Below are 14,922 nucleotides of genomic sequence, written 5' to 3'. Positions count from 1 at the left end.
ATAGCCCTTGAAATATCAGGGGCAGGCCCTAGCTATGACTGCGAATCGCCTTGAGAGGTTCTCCGGGCGGCTTTTGATTTCAGTTTTTCGCTCACAAAGACATGACAAAGCAAACCCATTCCTTCCAGGCCGAAGTGGCCCAGCTGCTGCACCTGGTCACGCATTCGCTGTATTCCAACCAGGAAATCTTCCTGCGCGAGCTGATCTCCAATGCTTCGGATGCCTGCGACAAGCTGCGCTTTGAAGCGCTGGGCGACGCCAGCCTCTACGGCGATCAGCCCGAGCTGGAAGTGCGCGTTTCCTTCGACAAGGCTGCCAAGACGCTGACCATCACCGATACCGGCATCGGCATGAGCGAGCAGGAGGCCATCGACAATCTGGGCACGATTGCCAAGAGCGGCACCAAGGCCTTCATGGAAAAGCTCAGCGGCGACCAGAAGGCCGATTCGCAACTGATCGGCCAGTTCGGCGTGGGCTTTTATTCAGGCTTCATCGTGGCCGACAAGATCACCGTGGAAACCCGCCGCGCCGGTGCTCCGGCATCGGCCGGCGTGCGCTGGATCAGCGGCGGCACGGGCGACTTCGAGATCGAGCAGATCGAACGCGCCCAGCGCGGCACCAGCATCATCCTGCACCTGCGTGAGGACGCCGAGGAGTTTCTCAACGGCTACAAGCTCAAGCAGGTCATCTCCAAATACTCCGACCACATCAGCCTGCCCATCCTGATGGAAAAGGAAGAGTGGAAGGACGGCGAGAACGATCAGCCCGGCGAGATGGTCAAGACCGGCGAATGGGAAACCGTGAACAAGGCCAGCGCCCTGTGGACCCGCGCCAAGAAGGACATCACGGAAGAGCAGTACAAGGAGTTCTACAAGGCCATCAGCCATGACTTCGAGGACCCGCTGACCTGGAGCCACAACCGCGTCGAAGGCAATACCGAGTACACGCAGCTGCTCTATATCCCCGCCAAGGCCCCGTTCGACCTGTACCAGCGTGACAAGCATGCCGGCATCAAGCTCTATGTGAAGCGCGTCTTCATCATGGACGACGCCGAGGCGCTGATGCCCCAGTACCTGCGCTTTGTGAAGGGCGTGATCGACTCTGCCGACCTGCCGCTGAACGTGAGCCGCGAGCTGCTGCAGGAAAGCCGCGATGTACGCCTGATCCGCGACGGCTCGGCCAAGCGCGTGCTGTCGATGCTGGAAGACCTGGCACGGCACGACAGGCACGAAGCTGCGGCCGAGGCTGCCGATGGCGTGCAGGATGTCGTCAGCGAAGAGGACAAGGCCAAGGAAGGCAAGTTCACGCAGTTCTACAACGAGTTCGGCGCCGTGCTCAAGGAAGGCCTGGGCGAGGACTTCGGCAACAAGGAACGCATTGCCAAGCTGCTGCGCTTCGCCACCACCACGCATGAGGGCCTGAACACCTCGTTTGCCGACTACAAGGCACGCATGAAGGAAGGTCAGGACGCGATCTACTACATCACGGCCGACACCCTGGCTGCGGCCAAGAACAGCCCTCAGCTCGAAGTGTTCAAGAAGAAGGGCATCGAAGTCCTGTTGATGACCGATCGCGTGGACGAGTGGGCGCTCAATTATCTGCACGACTTTGACGGCACGCCGCTGCAGTCCGTGGCCAAGGGCGCCGTGGATCTGGGCAAGCTGCAGAACGAGGAAGAGAAGAAGGCCGCCGAGGAAGCTGCCGAAGCCTTCAAGCCCGTGCTGGCCAAGCTCAAGGAAGCACTCAAGGACCGTGCCGAAGACGTGCGCGCCACCAGCCGCCTGGTCGACTCGCCCGCCTGTCTGGTGGTCAGCGACGGCGGCATGAGCCTGCAACTGGCCCGACTGCTCAAGCAGGCCGGCCAGGCCGCGCCCGAGTCCAAGCCCGTGCTGGAAGTGAACCCCGATCACGCCCTGGTCAAGAAGCTCGACGGCTCGGTCCACTTCAACGATCTGGCCCAGATTCTGTTCGATCAGGCCGTGCTGGCCGAAGGCGGCATGCCCGAAGATCCTGCTGCTTATGTCAAGCGTGTGAACGCGCTGCTGGCCTGAGCGGTTCGGTTACCCCGATAAAAATCCCCGCAGAGTGGTGGCTCTGCGGGGATTTTTTCTCATGATTTCTGGCTATATCGCTTATGGGTAGGTGGCAACCAGCTATCAAAATTGATTAGCTGCGTGAACGTGCAAGCAGGCTGCGATCCCAGAGCACCATGGCCAGGGTGAACAGGCCCAGCAGGCCGCCCATGAGACTGGTGCCGGCCCAGCCATGTGCCAGCCAGGCCCACGAGCCCAGTGCCGAGCCGAGGGAGGCGCCGAGAAAGTACGTGGTCATATAGACGGCATTGATGCGCGAGCGGGCCTCGGGTGCCAATGCATAGACCACGTTCTGGTTGCTGATGTGCAGGGCCTGCAAGGCACCGTCAACCACCAGCAGGCCCAGCATGAACCACCAGAGGCTGCTGCCGCCCAGCCACAGGCACAGCCAGCCCAGCAGCACCAGAATGGCGCCGGCCAGCGTGGTGGACTGCTCCAGCCCTTTGTCGGCCATGCGGCCTGCCACATTGGCCATCAGTGCGCCGGCAATGCCCACGATGCCGATCAGGCCGATCATGAGATCCGAGAGTTCAAAGCCCGGCCCGGCCAGCAGCAGCGCCATGGTGGAGAACAGCACGCTCACGGTGGCAAAGCCGGTGCCGCCAATCAGCGCGCGGCTGCGCAGGCGCGGATGTCGGCGCAACAAGTCCCCCAGGGACTTCATGACTTCACCATAGCTGACGGGAGCGGCGGGAGCCGCCTTGGGCAAGGCACGTGCCAGCAGCAGAGCCATGAAGGCCGTAGCGATGGCACCTGCCCAGTAGACGGTGCTCCAGCCGCCCAGATCGGACAGAATCCCCGCCACGCTGCGCGAGGCCAGAATGCCGATCAGCAGGCCGCTCATGACCAGCCCTACGGCGCGGCCGCTGGTGCCGGGGGCGGCGAAGGTGGCCGCCATGGGCACCAGTACCTGGGCGGCCACCGAGAAGACACCGGCCATCAGCGTGCCGGCAGCCAGCAGCGCAAAACTGCCTGCCAGGCCGCTGATACCCGAGAGCAGCATGCCGCAGGCGGCTAGCAGCATCAGCGTCAGAACCAGGCGGCGGCGCTCCAGCATATCGCCCAGCGGCACCAGAAACAGCAGGCCCAGGCCGTAGGAGACCTGGGCCATGGTCACGGTGCTGGAGGCCTGGGCATCGCTGATGTGCAGATGCTGGACCATGGAGTTGAGCAAGGGCTGGTTGAAGTAATTGGCTCCGGCGCACAGACCGCAGGCCGTGGCCATGAGCAGCAAGGTGGTTCTGGAGAGGACGGTAGTGGCCGCTGGTGTTGTGGTTTTCATGAGGCGTTCAGGTGTGCAGGGTGTCAGGCGGGAGTGGCGGCTTTGGCGCCCACCGCCATGGGCAGGGCCGCCGTGGCCTCCACCTCGATCAGCATGCCGGGCAGGGCCAGCTTGGGCACGGGAATCAGCGTGCAGGCCGGAAAGCGCGGCCGCTTGTCGCCGGGTTCGCCGCTGCCCCAATGCTGTCTCACGGCGCTTTGCCAGTGCTCGAAGCGCTCCAGCGAATGATCGACGATGAGCACGGTGAGCTTGAGCACATGGCCCATGTCCGCGCCACCGGCGTCCAGGGCGGTCTTGATATTGGCCAGAGCCTGCGCAGCTTGCAGGGCAAAGCTGTCTGGCAGCTCGGCCAGGGCGTTTTCTCCGCCCTGGCCCGAGACGAAGAGCCAGCGCAGCGGCTCCTGGACGGTGACCACATGGGTGTAGCCATTGGGCAGGCTGTCATAAAGACCGGCGGGCTGCAAATAGCACGGTTGCGGGGCAGGGGCAATGAAACTGGGCTTGGCGTCCATGAAGTCTTTCAGGCAAGGCTGGTCCGGCAGGGCCCGCCAGCAGCAGGCCTTTGTTCCGGAAGCCGCTGGAATTGTTCAACCTCAACTAAGCTTGAGGTCAAGAGGTTTGTATGACCACACAGGATTGCGGTTATGGCGGCCAGGCAGGGACAAAGGGAAGCAACGGGAGATGACTGTGCAGTGTGAAGAGGCTGGCGATATGAATGGATGCGGCAGCGGCCCGGTGGCCGAGGCTGAGGGAATGCCGGATCTCAGTGTGGGAGAGGTCGCCAGCCGCAGCGGGGTGGCGGTATCGGCCCTGCATTTCTATGAGAAGCAGGGCCTGATCGAGAGTGCGCGCACCGCAGGCAATCAGCGTCGCTATGCACGAGCGGTGCTGAGGCGGGTGGCCGTGATCAAGGTGGCCCAGCGCATGGGCGTACCCCTGGCCGAGATCGCGCAGGCACTGGCCCATCTGCCGGCCAACCGCGTACCCGGCAAGGCCGACTGGAGTCGCCTGTCCTTGCATTGGCAGGCACAGCTCGATGCACGCATTGCCATGCTGACCCAGCTCAGGGATCAGCTCGATTCCTGCATAGGCTGCGGTTGCCTGTCTCTGCAGGCATGCCCGCTGCGCAACGACCATGACTGTCTTGCGGCGCAGGGAGCCGGCCCGCATTTCAGATAGTCGTGCCTACTGGCGCGGCACGGGCAGCACGCGTGCCCTTGCGCTGATGATGCCAAGCAGTGCCGACAGCAGGCCCAGGCAGGCACAGAAGGCTATCAGTGCGCCTGTCAGCCCGATGTGGTCGGACAGCCAGCCCATGCCCAGGATGGGAACGATGGTGCCCACATAGCCCACGACCAGATAGGTGGAAAGCAGGCCCGTGCGGTTGGCGGGTTTGGAGACCTTGTTGACCACGGCCATGCCCGACAGATTGCACAGTGCATGACCGCAGGACATGCTCAGCACACTCAGAGCGAACAGCCATGGCGAGCCGGCAAACAGATTGAGAACCAGCAGGGCATTGGTCGTCGCCAGGGCGAAGAAGCCGATGATGATCAGTCGCTTGGTGGGGTAGGGTCGGGCGATGAGCTGAATGCCGGCCGACAGAAACAGGATGACGCCGATGGACAGACCCGAGACTGCCGGTCCGTGCCAGGGCAGCATCTGGGCCATGAAGCTGGGGGCCATGGCGGCAAACAGGCTGAACATGCCGAAGGCAGAAAACGCCGCCATGCAGCCCAGCGCATAGTGGTAGAGAAAAGGCTTGCGCGGCTGGGAAATGCTGGGCAGAACATCTTTCAGTGTCAGGCCGGGAGCGTTGTGGACGGGCGCACTGGCCGCCGGTAGCTGGACCTTGAACAGCGCATGGATGCCCAGAAAGCTCAGTGCGATGGGCGGCAGATAGCTGCTGACCAGCGGGTGGGGCACCCATTGCGCCATCAGGCCGCCAACCACGGGCCCCAGGCCGAAGCCGAAGGCAATCGTCAGGCTGGTGGTCGCAGCCGCACGCTGCAGGTCGCCCTTGTTGTTGAGCTGGGTCATGCCTATGGAGGCCGAGGTGGTGATCAGGCCCGAGGCCAGGCCGATGATGAAGCGGGAGGCGCCCAGACTCCAGGCATTCCAGGACAGGGCCGAGCCGATGACGCCCACGGTCATCACCATCAGTCCCAGGCGCAGCACTTTGAGAAAACCGAAGAGGTTGGTCAGACGGCCCAGAAACAGCAGGCTGATCAAGGCGCCCAGCATATAGGTCACGAAAATCTGTGTGATATGGCTGGGCTGCAGCCCCCAGGCCTGCTGGTAGAGCGGGTAGAGCGGGCTGGCAAGCGCCGTTCCCATGACGCCGACGCACATGGAAAAGCAGACCCAGGCATAGGGACTCAGACGGGATTGCATTGGGAAGGCTTTGGTGGAGCAGTCATCCGCATGCCCGGTGCGGGCAAGTCGGCTTGGCCTAAAATTATTAAAAATGACTAATTGGTCAATTTTATGAATTCTAGAAAAGGATTTCAGAGCATGGCGGATGTTGCGACGGCAGCCCCTTGTGCAGACCCGGATATCGGCACAGTGGCAAAGCGTCAGCGGCGCACGCGTGGCCCGAGTCTCGACAAGACAGCGCAGACCCGTCAGCAGATCGCGGAGGCCGCGCTGGCCGAGTTCGTGGAGTGCGGCGTGGCCCGTAGCACCATGGAGCGCATCGCCTGCCGCGCGCAGGTGGCCAAGGGCACGCTGTATCTCTACTACCCATCCAAGGATGAGCTGCTGCGGGGCGTGGTGGAGCATGCGCTGCGGCATTCGGCCGTCTACCGGCCGCTCAAGCGTCGAAAAAGCGAGACGGTGCGTGCCTTTCTGCGCCGCAGTCTGCTGCCGACGCTGGAGGCGGTCGAGAGCAGCGAGCGCGGCATGCTGGCACGTCTGGTGCTCAGCGAGGCACGGCATGCGCCCGAGCTGGCCAGACTGTACAAAGAGCTGGCTTTTGATGCCTGGCAGAACTATGTGCAGGACTTGCTGGCACTGGCCGTGAAAGAGGGGGAGCTCAAGACCCGCTCGGTCAGCCGCAGTGCCCAGTTGCTGGCCAGCCCGTTCTGGATGGCGCTGGTGCACAACAACCTGCTGGCTTCCGAGGGCTCGCAGAAGCTGGCACTCAAGCCACTGGTCGAGCTACTGATTGATAACCTTTTTGCGGTCACGGCGGGTGACAATGCGGCTGTCAAACGTCAGTGAGAGTCAGTGAGATGAATTCCATGCCAGTCATCATAAAACCCGGTCATCACAGAATCCTGAGCACGGTCTGTGCCGCTGCTCTGGTGCTGGCCTTGCCCGCCTGCGGCTCCGTAGGAGCTGGCGTGGGCGTCGGGATTCCGGTGGGGCCGTTTTCCGTGGGCGTGGGCCTTGGCAGCGGCGGTCTCAGCGCAGGCGTCGGCACGGGCGTCGGGCCTGTCGGTGTGGGCGTAGGCGTCAATCAGCGCGGGCAGGTGCTGGGGAGTGCCGGTGTCGGCGCTTCCACCGGTGTGGGCGGTGCCAGCGTGGGTGTCGGGGTGGGGTCCTCCACCGTGCTGCATGACCCCAATCGCCCGCAGACACCAGAGGCGCAGCCCGCGCCGCCGCCGGCCCCCGCACAGAGCGGCGATGCCGTGCAATGGCGCGATGCACGTGGGCAGCTCGTGCCCGAATGCCGTTTGCAGGGGCGCTGCTAGCTCTTTGCAGGCATGGACCGCCTTAGGCGTAGAGCGGCTCCTGCTGCATGGCTTCGATCTGTTCGTTCAGCATGTCCACCTGACCCTGCCAGTAGTCGGTGCTGCCAAACCATGGGAAGTTGATGGCAAAGATCGGATCCTGCCAGCGGCGCGCCAGCCAGGCGCTGTAATGCAGCAGGCGCAAGGTGCGCAGCGGCTCGATCAGCGCCAGCTCGCGCCGGTCGAAGCTACGGAACTGCTCATAGCCTTCGAGCAGGGCCGACAGCTGCTGCGTCTGCTGGCCCCGGTCGCCCGAGAGCAGCATCCACAGATCCTGCACGGCTGGACCGCTGCGCGCATCGTCCAGATCGACGAAATGCGGGCCGCCATGGCCTTCGTCGTCCAGTGGCGTCCAGAGAATGTTTCCCGGGTGGCAGTCGCCATGCAGGCGAATCTGCGTTGCAGAATGCAGGCCAAAATGGCCTGCAGCGCTTAATCCGTCAGCGGATGGTGCTATTAATGAGAGAGCTTTGTCGCAAGCCTGCTGCCAGCGGCTGCGCACTTCGAGCGCCACGACCTCATGTTCGAGCAGATAGTGCATGGATTCGTAGCCGAAGCTTTTCAGGTTCAGCGCCGGACGATGCTCAAAGGGCCGAGCGGCACCCACGGTGTGGATGCGGGCCAGAAAGCGGCCTGTCCATTCCAGCACCTCCCAGTCGTCCAGCTCGGGGCGGCGCCCGCCGCGCCAGGGACTGATGCTGAACAGAAAGCCCGCATGCTCATGCACGGTTTGCCCTTGCAGCAACAGCGGCGCAACCACGGGAACTTCCCCGTCCGCCAACTCCTGGGAGAAGGCGTGCTCTTCCTCGATCTGGATGCGGCTCCAGCGGCCGGGGCGGTAGAACTTGGCGACGACCTTGTCGCCCTCGTCCTGATGGGCCAGATAGACGCGGTTTTCATAGGAGCTCAGCGCCGTCAGCCGTCCGTCCGGCACAAGGCCCGTGCTGCACAGCGCATCGATCACGCAGTCCGGCGTGAGGTCCGCATAGGGGTGAGAGGGGTCTTGTGTATCGCTCATCCCTGCATTGTCAGGCCCAAACAGGCCAGTCCGGGTCGGACGGGGTTGCGCATACGCCGACAAGATTGCTTTTGATTTGATAGCGGTATCCATTTGACAGGCCAGGCTTGGTGGTCTGAAAAATGGGAAAACTGTCCTGGTGCCGTGCATGTGGCCGAAGCTGGCACACTGCCCGCATGCAAGAGAGCGAAGAACTTTCACAGCCCTGTGAGGACCGGGATTTTGCCGAGTGGCACAAAGGCTGCCCCTGGTGCGCCGTCTGGGTGGTGATGCTGCAAGGCCCTGACCTGGAGTCCTTGCTGCAGCACGCCAGATCCAGACTCGGTGATGCCCTGTTGCCGCGCCATGCGCGCCAGCCGCATATCACGCTGGCCTATAGGGGGCTGTGTGGGGGAGGGGACGAGCATGTGGCGCGGGAATATGACCGGCTGGCGCTGCGCGCCGATGTCGCCATGCTGCAAAGCCTGCGGCTGCGCCCTTTTGCCGTGCAAGTCGCGGGGGCTGGCAGCTTCACCACCGTGCCTTATCTGGGCGTCGGCCGGGGGCAGGAATGCTTGCAGCGCCTGCATAAGGCGCTGGTGCCCATGGAGCCCGCGCCGGGCTGGCGCTATGTACCCCATGTGACCCTGGGCCACTATGCGAGACGGCTGCCACTGCGAGAGGCTGTGGACAAGTTGCTGGCACTGATCCAGGACTTGCCGGTCTTCGAGGTAAGGGAGTTGGCGCTGGCCCGCTATGCGGCGGCCGATATTGCCGGGCCGCTGACGCTTGAAGGCGTCTTCGAACTGGACACCGGGCGCTATGTTGCAGCGCCCGGTGCCCTGTGGCCTGAGCCGCTTTAGGCGATGGTCAGCGTCACGCCGATATTGCCGCGCGTGGCGTTGGAGTAGGGGCAGACCTTGTGAGCGGCGTCCACCAGTTGCTGGGCCGCAGCCTTGTCCATGCCGGGCAGGCTGATCTTCATGCGCACGGCGATGCCGAACACTTCGCCCACGGGGCCCAGATCGACTTCTGCGTCTACCGACAGGTCGGCAGGCAGGGTCAGCTTCTGGCGAGCGGCCACGGCCTTCATGGCGCCGATAAAGCACGCGGAGTAACCGGCAGCAAACAGCTGCTCAGGGTTGGTGCCCTTGCCGGCGCCGCCGGGCGAGCTCAGCTGGATGTCCAGGCGGCCATCATCGGTGCGCGAAGCGCCTTCGCGGCCGCCGGTGGTGTGGGCGTGGGCGGTGTAGAGAACCTTGTCGAGTTGGGCCATGGTGTCTTCCTTTGCGAGATTGCCCGGCAATGCGGGCGGGTGGAGGAAATCGTCAGGAGTGGCTGCGGCGCGGCGCAAGCCGTGCGCGCAGTGTGCCGAGCTGGCCCGTGAGGGCCTGCAGTTCGGGCAGGGTGCACTGCGTGCTCTGAAGCACGCAGGCAGGTATTTTTTCGGCTTCGGCGCGTAGTGCCCGGCCGGTATCCGTGAGGGCGATGCGCACGCGGCGCTCGTCCTGTGCATCGCGCTGGCGTGCCAGCAGGCCTGCGCTCTCCAGTCGCTTGAGCAAGGGCGTCAGCGTGCCTGAATCCAGGTAAAGACGTTCACCCAGTTCCGAGACCGTGAGCTGGTCGCCTTCCCAGAGCACCAACATGACCAGGTACTGAGGGTAAGTCAGGCCTATGGCATCCAGCAAGGGTTTGTAGAGCTTGGTCATGGCCAGCGATGCCGAGTACAGCGCAAAGCAGACCTGATTGTCCAGGCGCAGCAGCTCGGAGCTGTCGGGGAGAAGGTTGTCATCGGATCGCATGTGTTGAATTATTGCAGGCAATTAAATTGTGTGCAATTTAATTTGCAAGCAACCAAGCCAAAGGAGGCAGTGCAGAGGTCCGGAGCAATGCAAACAGGCTCCGCTCACGGAGCCTGTCGCGGCTGAAGCTGTCTCGAGCCTAACGGGTGGTCAGTGCATCGGCCAGAGCCTGGTACATGGGCAGGCTGGTCGGGTCTATGCCTGCGTTGCCTGCAATCGGGTGGGAGGCGTAGCGCACCACCACCATCTGGGCCTTGGGGTCGATGTAGATGGCCTGACCGTGAATGCCGCGCGCCATATAGGCCCCGTTGGGATTGTGCGAGACCCACCACATATTGCGATACGACCAGCCGGGCAGCGTGGCATAACCGGCCTTCACAAACTTGGCGGGGTCGGCGCCGCGGCGAATGTCCTGAACCACGGCCCTGGGTAGCACCTGCTGGCCGCTGGTGGCGCGGCCTTCGTTGCGCATCAGCTCGCCGAAGCGGGCCAGGTCGCGCAGCGTGGTGTTGAGCCCGCCGCCGCCCGATTCCGTGCCTATGCGATCCACCATGAAGTAGGCGTCCTGCTCGGCACCGATGCGGCTCCAGATGCGCTCGGACAGCAACTGGGCCAGAGGCTTGCCGCTGGCGCGGCGCACGATCCAGGCCAGGACTTCGGCGTTGACTGTCTTGTAGGCAAATCCCTGGTCATGCTCGCCCTCTTTCTGCAGGGTCTGCAGAAATTCATAGAAGCTCCTGGGCCCTGCATAGTCCTTGCCCTGGGGCATCATGCCGCCGGCGCGGGCGTAGTCCCAGACTTCGGCCTTGGGATCGGCGTAGTTCTCGGAGTACTTCACGCCAATCGTCATGTCCATCACCTGGCGCACCGTGGCGTCGCCATAGGCGGTGTTCTTCATCTCGGGCAGATAGTCGGTCACCGGTGCCTCGGGCTTGATGAGGCCTTCATGGGCCAGCAGGGCGGCCAGGGTGCCGACAAAGGACTTGGTGACCGACATGGCCAGGTGCGGGCGCTGCGGCTCCAGCGCGCCCAGATATTTCTCATAGATCACGCGGCCCTTGTGCATGACCAGAATGCCATCGGTGTAGTTGCGATCCAGTGCCTGGACAAAGCTCAGTTCCTCGCCGGTGCCCATGACCTTGAAGCGCACCTGCTCGATGTCGACCGGAGTCGAGCGCAGGGCGCTGGGCGAGCCAGGGCCACGCCAGACATTGGCCGTGGGCGTGATTTCGCGGATATGCGAGAAGGTCCAGCGATTGCGTGGAAAGGTATTGCCCAGGGGGTTGTCGAAGGTGATGAGCTTGTCGGCTGCGGGCGGAAAGCCCTGCATCCAGCCCATGGCCTGCACGCTGGTGCTGGCCGGGTCGGGCAATGCGGGAGCGGCAGCCTGTGCATGGACTGCAGAAATCATAGCTGTTAGCGCAAGTGGCACAAGCGTTTTGCGCGTAAAAGACTTCAAACTCATCATCACCTCTTGGACTTGGGATTAACGACCGGTAAAACGTGCTGGGCGTTTCTCGATAAAGGAACACACCCCTTCGGCAGCGTCCTCGCTGCTGGCCAGGCGCTGCTGCACGGGGATGAAATCGGCCACGGCGGCGGCCTGGCCCAGCTCTATGGCCTTGAGGACATTGAGGCGTGTGGCCACCACGGCCTGCGGCGCCTGGGCGGCAATGCGCTCGGCAATGCGAAAAGCCTCTTCCAGTTCCTGGCCTGCAGGCACGACTTTTTGCACAAAGTGGCAGCGCAAGGCTTCGGCTGCATCGAAGGCGTCGCCGGTCAGCAGATGCAGCATGGCATTGCCCACGCCGGCGCGCTCGGGCATGCGCAGCGTGGCGCCGCCCGTGGGCATGATGCAGCGCTGTACTTCCATCTGTGCAAAGCGGCTGCTGTCGGCAGCGACGACGATATCGGCGCCCAGCATCAGCTCTATGCCGACGGTAAAGCAGATGCCCTTGACGGCGGCGACCATGGGCTTGGTGCGGCGGCGGTAGCCGGGCAGGCCATAGTCGTGAGGCTCCACGAGACCTGCAGGGATGACCTTCTGGCCGCTTTTCATGAACTCGGCGATGACAGGCAGATCCAGTCCCGCCGTGAAATGTTCACCGAACGCATGGAGCAGGCCCACGCGCAACTCTGGCTCGTCGTCGAGCCGGGTATAGGCATCTGCCAGTTGCTGGAACATGGCCGGCGTCCAGCCATTGCGCTTGGCCGGGCGGTTGATGCCTATCAGCAGCACATGGCCGCGGACTTCACAAGAAATGCAGCCCTCGGGCGGAGGGCTGGGATGGTCGATTTGCATGGCAGGTCTCCTGCTGCAACCTTAGACGGCTGTCGCAGCCGCCGCAGTCGCGCACAAGACCTGAAGGCCGGCGATTTAGTAGGTGTAAACACCCTGGCCGGTCTTGCGGCCCAGACGGCCGGCGGCCACCATTTCGCGCAGCAGGAAGCAGGGGCGGTACTTGCTGTCGCCGAATTCCTTGAGGTAGACCTCCATCACGGCCAGGCAGACGTCCAGACCAATCATGTCGGCCAGGGCCAGCGGGCCAATCGGCTGGTTGCAGCCCAGCTTCATGCCGGCGTCGATGTCCTCGGCCGAGGCCGTGCCTTCGCTGAGCACCTGGAAGGCCTCGTTGATCATGGGCACCAGAATGCGGTTGACCACAAAGCCGGGAGCGTTCTTGACGGTGATGGGCGACTTGCCCAGTTTTTCCGACAGGGCCTTGACGGCATCGTGGGTGGCGTCGCTGGTCTGCAGGCCGCGGATGATCTCCACCAGGGCCATCATGGGCACGGGGTTGAAGAAATGCATGCCGATGAACTTATCGGCACGCTGCGTGGCAGCTGCCAGCTGGGTGATGGAAATGGACGAGGTGTTGGTTGCAACGATCACGTCCTGTGCCAGCAGGGTATCGAGCTGCTTGAGGATCTTGACCTTGAGCTCGTAGTTCTCGGTGGCGGCTTCGATCACCAGCTGGGCCGACTTCAGATCGTCGTAACTGGTCGAGGTCTTGATGCGTGCCAGCGCTGCGTTCTTGTCGGCTTCGCTGATCTTTTCCTTCTTGATCAGGCGGTCCAGGCTGCCGGCCACGGTGGCCAGGCCTTTTTGCACGGCGGCCTCGGAGATATCCACCATCACCACGTCGATGCCCGACACGGCGCAAGCCTGCGCGATGCCGTTGCCCATGGTGCCGGCGCCGATGATGCCTACGGTTTGGATTGCCATCTTTTTGTCTCCATTCAGTTGAGTGCGGTTGAACAGGAAAATGTTATCCCGGTTCTGACCGGGTTTGACCCTAGTCGGGCATGGTTGGCGTGTTAGGAGTCATCACGATGACAGTTTTTTCTGCACGACCGTGTTTTTCCTCGTTTCGCTGCTGCAGACCTCTGGTCAGAATTTGCGGCAAAAGGAGGGCGGAGATGCGTGACTATCTGGTGGTGGGAGGCGGCTCCGCTGGTGCGGTTCTGGCAGCCAGGCTCAGCGAGAACCCGCAGGTCACCGTGACCTTGCTGGAGGCGGGTGGCGAAGACAAAAGCGTGCTGATCCACTGCCCGGCAGGGCTGGCGCTGATGGCCAAGCAGAAAAACTTCAACTGGGCCATGAGCACGGTGCCGCAGACCGGCCTCAATGGCCGGCGGGGCTACCAGCCGCGCGGCAAGGTGCTGGGCGGCTCCAGCTCCATCAATGCCATGATCTATCTGCGCGGCCAGCCTGCGGATTACGAATATTGGAGCGCCCAGGGTAATCCAGGCTGGGGCTGGAGCGATGTTCTGCCCTATTTTCTGAAGGCCGAATGCAATACGCGCGGCGCGGATGCGCTGCATGGTGCCAGCGGCCCTTTGCATGTCTCCGATCTCTGCGATCCGAACCCGCTGGCCCAGGCCTTTGTGCGCGCAGGCGTGCAGGCCGGTCATGCGCACAACCTCGACTTCAACGGCACCGCTCAGGAGGGCGTGGGTCTGTATCAGGTCACGCATCACAAGGGCGAGCGCTGCAGTGCGGCCAAGGCTTATCTGAAGCCGGTGCGCGGCAGCAGGCCCAATCTGGAAATCCTGACCGGTGTGCAGGTGCTGCGGGTACTGATGGAAGGTCGCCGAGCTGTCGGAGTGGAGTATGTGCAGGGTGGTCAGACCCGGCAGCTACGCTGCCGGCGCGAGGTCTTGCTTTGTGCCGGGGCGCTGCAGTCGCCGCAGCTGCTGATGCTCTCGGGCATAGGGCCGGGCGAGCATCTGCAGCAAACAGGCGTTGATGTCGTGCATCACCTCCCCGGTGTGGGCGAGCATTTGCATGACCACCCCGATGTGGTGCAGGTGGTGGACGGCCCGCAGATGATGGACAGCTTTGGCCTGTCGTTTGCCGGCCTCAGGAATGTCTGGCAGGGCATGGGCCGCTGGCGCCGTGAGCGCCGGGGCATGCTGACCAGCAACTTTGCCGAGGCCGGCGGCTTTATCCGCAGCGGGCCGCAGGAGCGTGCGCCCGATCTGCAGCTGCATTTTGTGGTGGGCAAGCTGGTCGACCACGGTCGCAAGACGATGCTGGGCCACGGTTACTCCTGCCATGTCTGTCTGCTGCAGCCAAGGAGTCGGGGCAGCGTGAAGCTGGCCTCTGCCGATGCCAGAGCCATGCCGCTCATAGACCCTGCCTTCTTTGCCGAGGCCGACGATATGCAGCGCCTGGTGCGCGGCGTACGCCGCATGCGCGAAATTCTCGGGCAACCTGCGCTGGCTCGTTTCGAGGGACGGGAGCTGGAGTATTCGGCACAGGCGCGCAGCGATGCGGAGATCGAGCAGTTCATCCGCAATTACGCCGACACCATCTATCACCCTGTGGGAAGCTGTCGCATGGGGCCTGGCGTGAAGGATGTGGTCGATGCACGCTTGCGGGTGCATGGCGTGCAAGGGCTGCGCGTGGTCGACGCATCGGTCATGCCGCGCATCGTGAGCGGCAATATGAATGCGCCGACCATCATGATTGCCGAGAAGGCGGCAGATCTGATCAAGGCCGAGTGCTGAC

General features: G+C 63.2%; 15 protein-coding genes. 6 read left to right on the top strand and 9 right to left on the bottom strand.

The window, feature by feature from the left end; genetic code table 11:
* Nucleotides 1-101: 101 nt before the first annotated feature.
* Entirely contained in the window at nt 102-2,051 is a 1,950-nt protein-coding gene (gene htpG, locus AAIL66_RS02935) for a molecular chaperone HtpG (protein WP_343495968.1), read from the top strand.
* A gap of 115 nt (nt 2,052-2,166) precedes the next feature.
* Here the strand turns inward: htpG and AAIL66_RS02930 are convergent, their stop codons facing one another.
* Both AAIL66_RS02930 and AAIL66_RS02925 read right to left on the bottom strand, forming a co-directional pair.
* Nucleotides 2,167-3,375: an MFS transporter gene (locus AAIL66_RS02930; protein ID WP_343495967.1), complete on the bottom strand. Its 1,209-nt coding sequence runs from the start codon at nt 3,373-3,375 to the stop codon at nt 2,167-2,169.
* Nucleotides 3,376-3,398: 23 nt separating this feature from the next.
* A complete protein-coding gene (locus AAIL66_RS02925) occupies nt 3,399-3,887 on the bottom strand; it encodes a RidA family protein (RefSeq protein WP_034377263.1) in 489 nt (162 codons plus the stop codon).
* Between the two features lie 199 nt (nt 3,888-4,086).
* Between AAIL66_RS02925 and soxR the strand changes: the two genes are divergently transcribed.
* Nucleotides 4,087-4,554: a redox-sensitive transcriptional activator SoxR gene (gene soxR / locus AAIL66_RS02920; RefSeq protein WP_034377412.1), complete on the top strand. Its 468-nt coding sequence runs from the start codon at nt 4,087-4,089 to the stop codon at nt 4,552-4,554.
* Nucleotides 4,555-4,560: 6 nt separating this feature from the next.
* Here the strand turns inward: soxR and AAIL66_RS02915 are convergent, their stop codons facing one another.
* Nucleotides 4,561-5,769: an MFS transporter gene (locus AAIL66_RS02915; RefSeq protein WP_080746901.1), complete on the bottom strand. Its 1,209-nt coding sequence runs from the start codon at nt 5,767-5,769 to the stop codon at nt 4,561-4,563.
* A gap of 120 nt (nt 5,770-5,889) precedes the next feature.
* Here AAIL66_RS02915 and AAIL66_RS02910 point away from each other — a divergent pair, with 120 nt between their 5' ends.
* Together AAIL66_RS02910 and AAIL66_RS02905 are read left to right on the top strand one after the other, a co-directional pair.
* A complete protein-coding gene (locus tag AAIL66_RS02910; protein WP_034354790.1) occupies nt 5,890-6,597 on the top strand; it encodes a TetR/AcrR family transcriptional regulator in 708 nt (235 codons plus the stop codon).
* 11 nt (nt 6,598-6,608) lie between these two features.
* Complete coding sequence (locus tag AAIL66_RS02905; protein ID WP_343495966.1) at nt 6,609-7,070, top strand: hypothetical protein; 462 nt, start codon at nt 6,609-6,611, stop codon at nt 7,068-7,070.
* A 22-nt stretch (nt 7,071-7,092) separates the two neighbouring features.
* Here AAIL66_RS02905 and AAIL66_RS02900 read toward each other — a convergent pair whose 3' ends face one another.
* A complete protein-coding gene (locus AAIL66_RS02900; RefSeq protein WP_343495965.1) occupies nt 7,093-8,127 on the bottom strand; it encodes a serine/threonine protein kinase in 1,035 nt (344 codons plus the stop codon).
* A 176-nt stretch (nt 8,128-8,303) separates the two neighbouring features.
* Between AAIL66_RS02900 and AAIL66_RS02895 the strand changes: the two genes are divergently transcribed.
* Nucleotides 8,304-8,969: a 2'-5' RNA ligase family protein gene (locus tag AAIL66_RS02895; protein WP_034354782.1), complete on the top strand. Its 666-nt coding sequence runs from the start codon at nt 8,304-8,306 to the stop codon at nt 8,967-8,969.
* Here AAIL66_RS02895 and AAIL66_RS02890 read toward each other — a convergent pair.
* The 5 genes from AAIL66_RS02890 to AAIL66_RS02870 form a co-directional block, all read right to left on the bottom strand.
* Entirely contained in the window at nt 8,966-9,382 is a 417-nt protein-coding gene (locus AAIL66_RS02890) for an organic hydroperoxide resistance protein (protein ID WP_034354779.1), read from the bottom strand. The two genes, AAIL66_RS02895 and AAIL66_RS02890, sit on opposite strands and share 4 nt — an antisense overlap.
* Before the next feature lie 52 nt (nt 9,383-9,434).
* Complete coding sequence (locus tag AAIL66_RS02885; protein ID WP_003050815.1) at nt 9,435-9,908, bottom strand: MarR family transcriptional regulator; 474 nt, start codon at nt 9,906-9,908, stop codon at nt 9,435-9,437.
* A gap of 139 nt (nt 9,909-10,047) precedes the next feature.
* Nucleotides 10,048-11,373, bottom strand: coding sequence for a serine hydrolase (locus tag AAIL66_RS02880; RefSeq protein ID WP_343495964.1), 1,326 nt, complete (start codon nt 11,371-11,373; stop codon nt 10,048-10,050).
* Nucleotides 11,374-11,394: 21 nt separating this feature from the next.
* Nucleotides 11,395-12,210 (bottom strand): crotonase/enoyl-CoA hydratase family protein, encoded by an 816-nt coding sequence (locus AAIL66_RS02875; protein WP_343495963.1) that lies wholly within the window; start codon nt 12,208-12,210, stop codon nt 11,395-11,397.
* Between the two features lie 75 nt (nt 12,211-12,285).
* On the bottom strand, nt 12,286-13,134 hold the full coding sequence (locus tag AAIL66_RS02870; RefSeq protein WP_003068696.1) for a 3-hydroxybutyryl-CoA dehydrogenase: 849 nt from the start codon (nt 13,132-13,134) through the stop codon (nt 12,286-12,288).
* A gap of 194 nt (nt 13,135-13,328) precedes the next feature.
* Here AAIL66_RS02870 and AAIL66_RS02865 point away from each other — a divergent pair, with 194 nt between their 5' ends.
* The gene (locus AAIL66_RS02865) at nt 13,329-14,921 is read left to right on the top strand and encodes a choline dehydrogenase (protein WP_343495962.1); all 1,593 of its coding nucleotides are present in this window, start codon (nt 13,329-13,331) and stop codon (nt 14,919-14,921) included.
* The last annotated feature ends 1 nt before the right edge of the window (nt 14,922 follow it).

Source organism: Comamonas sp. F1-6 (assembly GCF_039581415.1).
GTDB classification, from domain to species: domain Bacteria; phylum Pseudomonadota; class Gammaproteobacteria; order Burkholderiales; family Burkholderiaceae_C; genus Comamonas; species Comamonas thiooxydans.
This window is presented reverse-complemented; position numbering and strand designations above follow the sequence as displayed.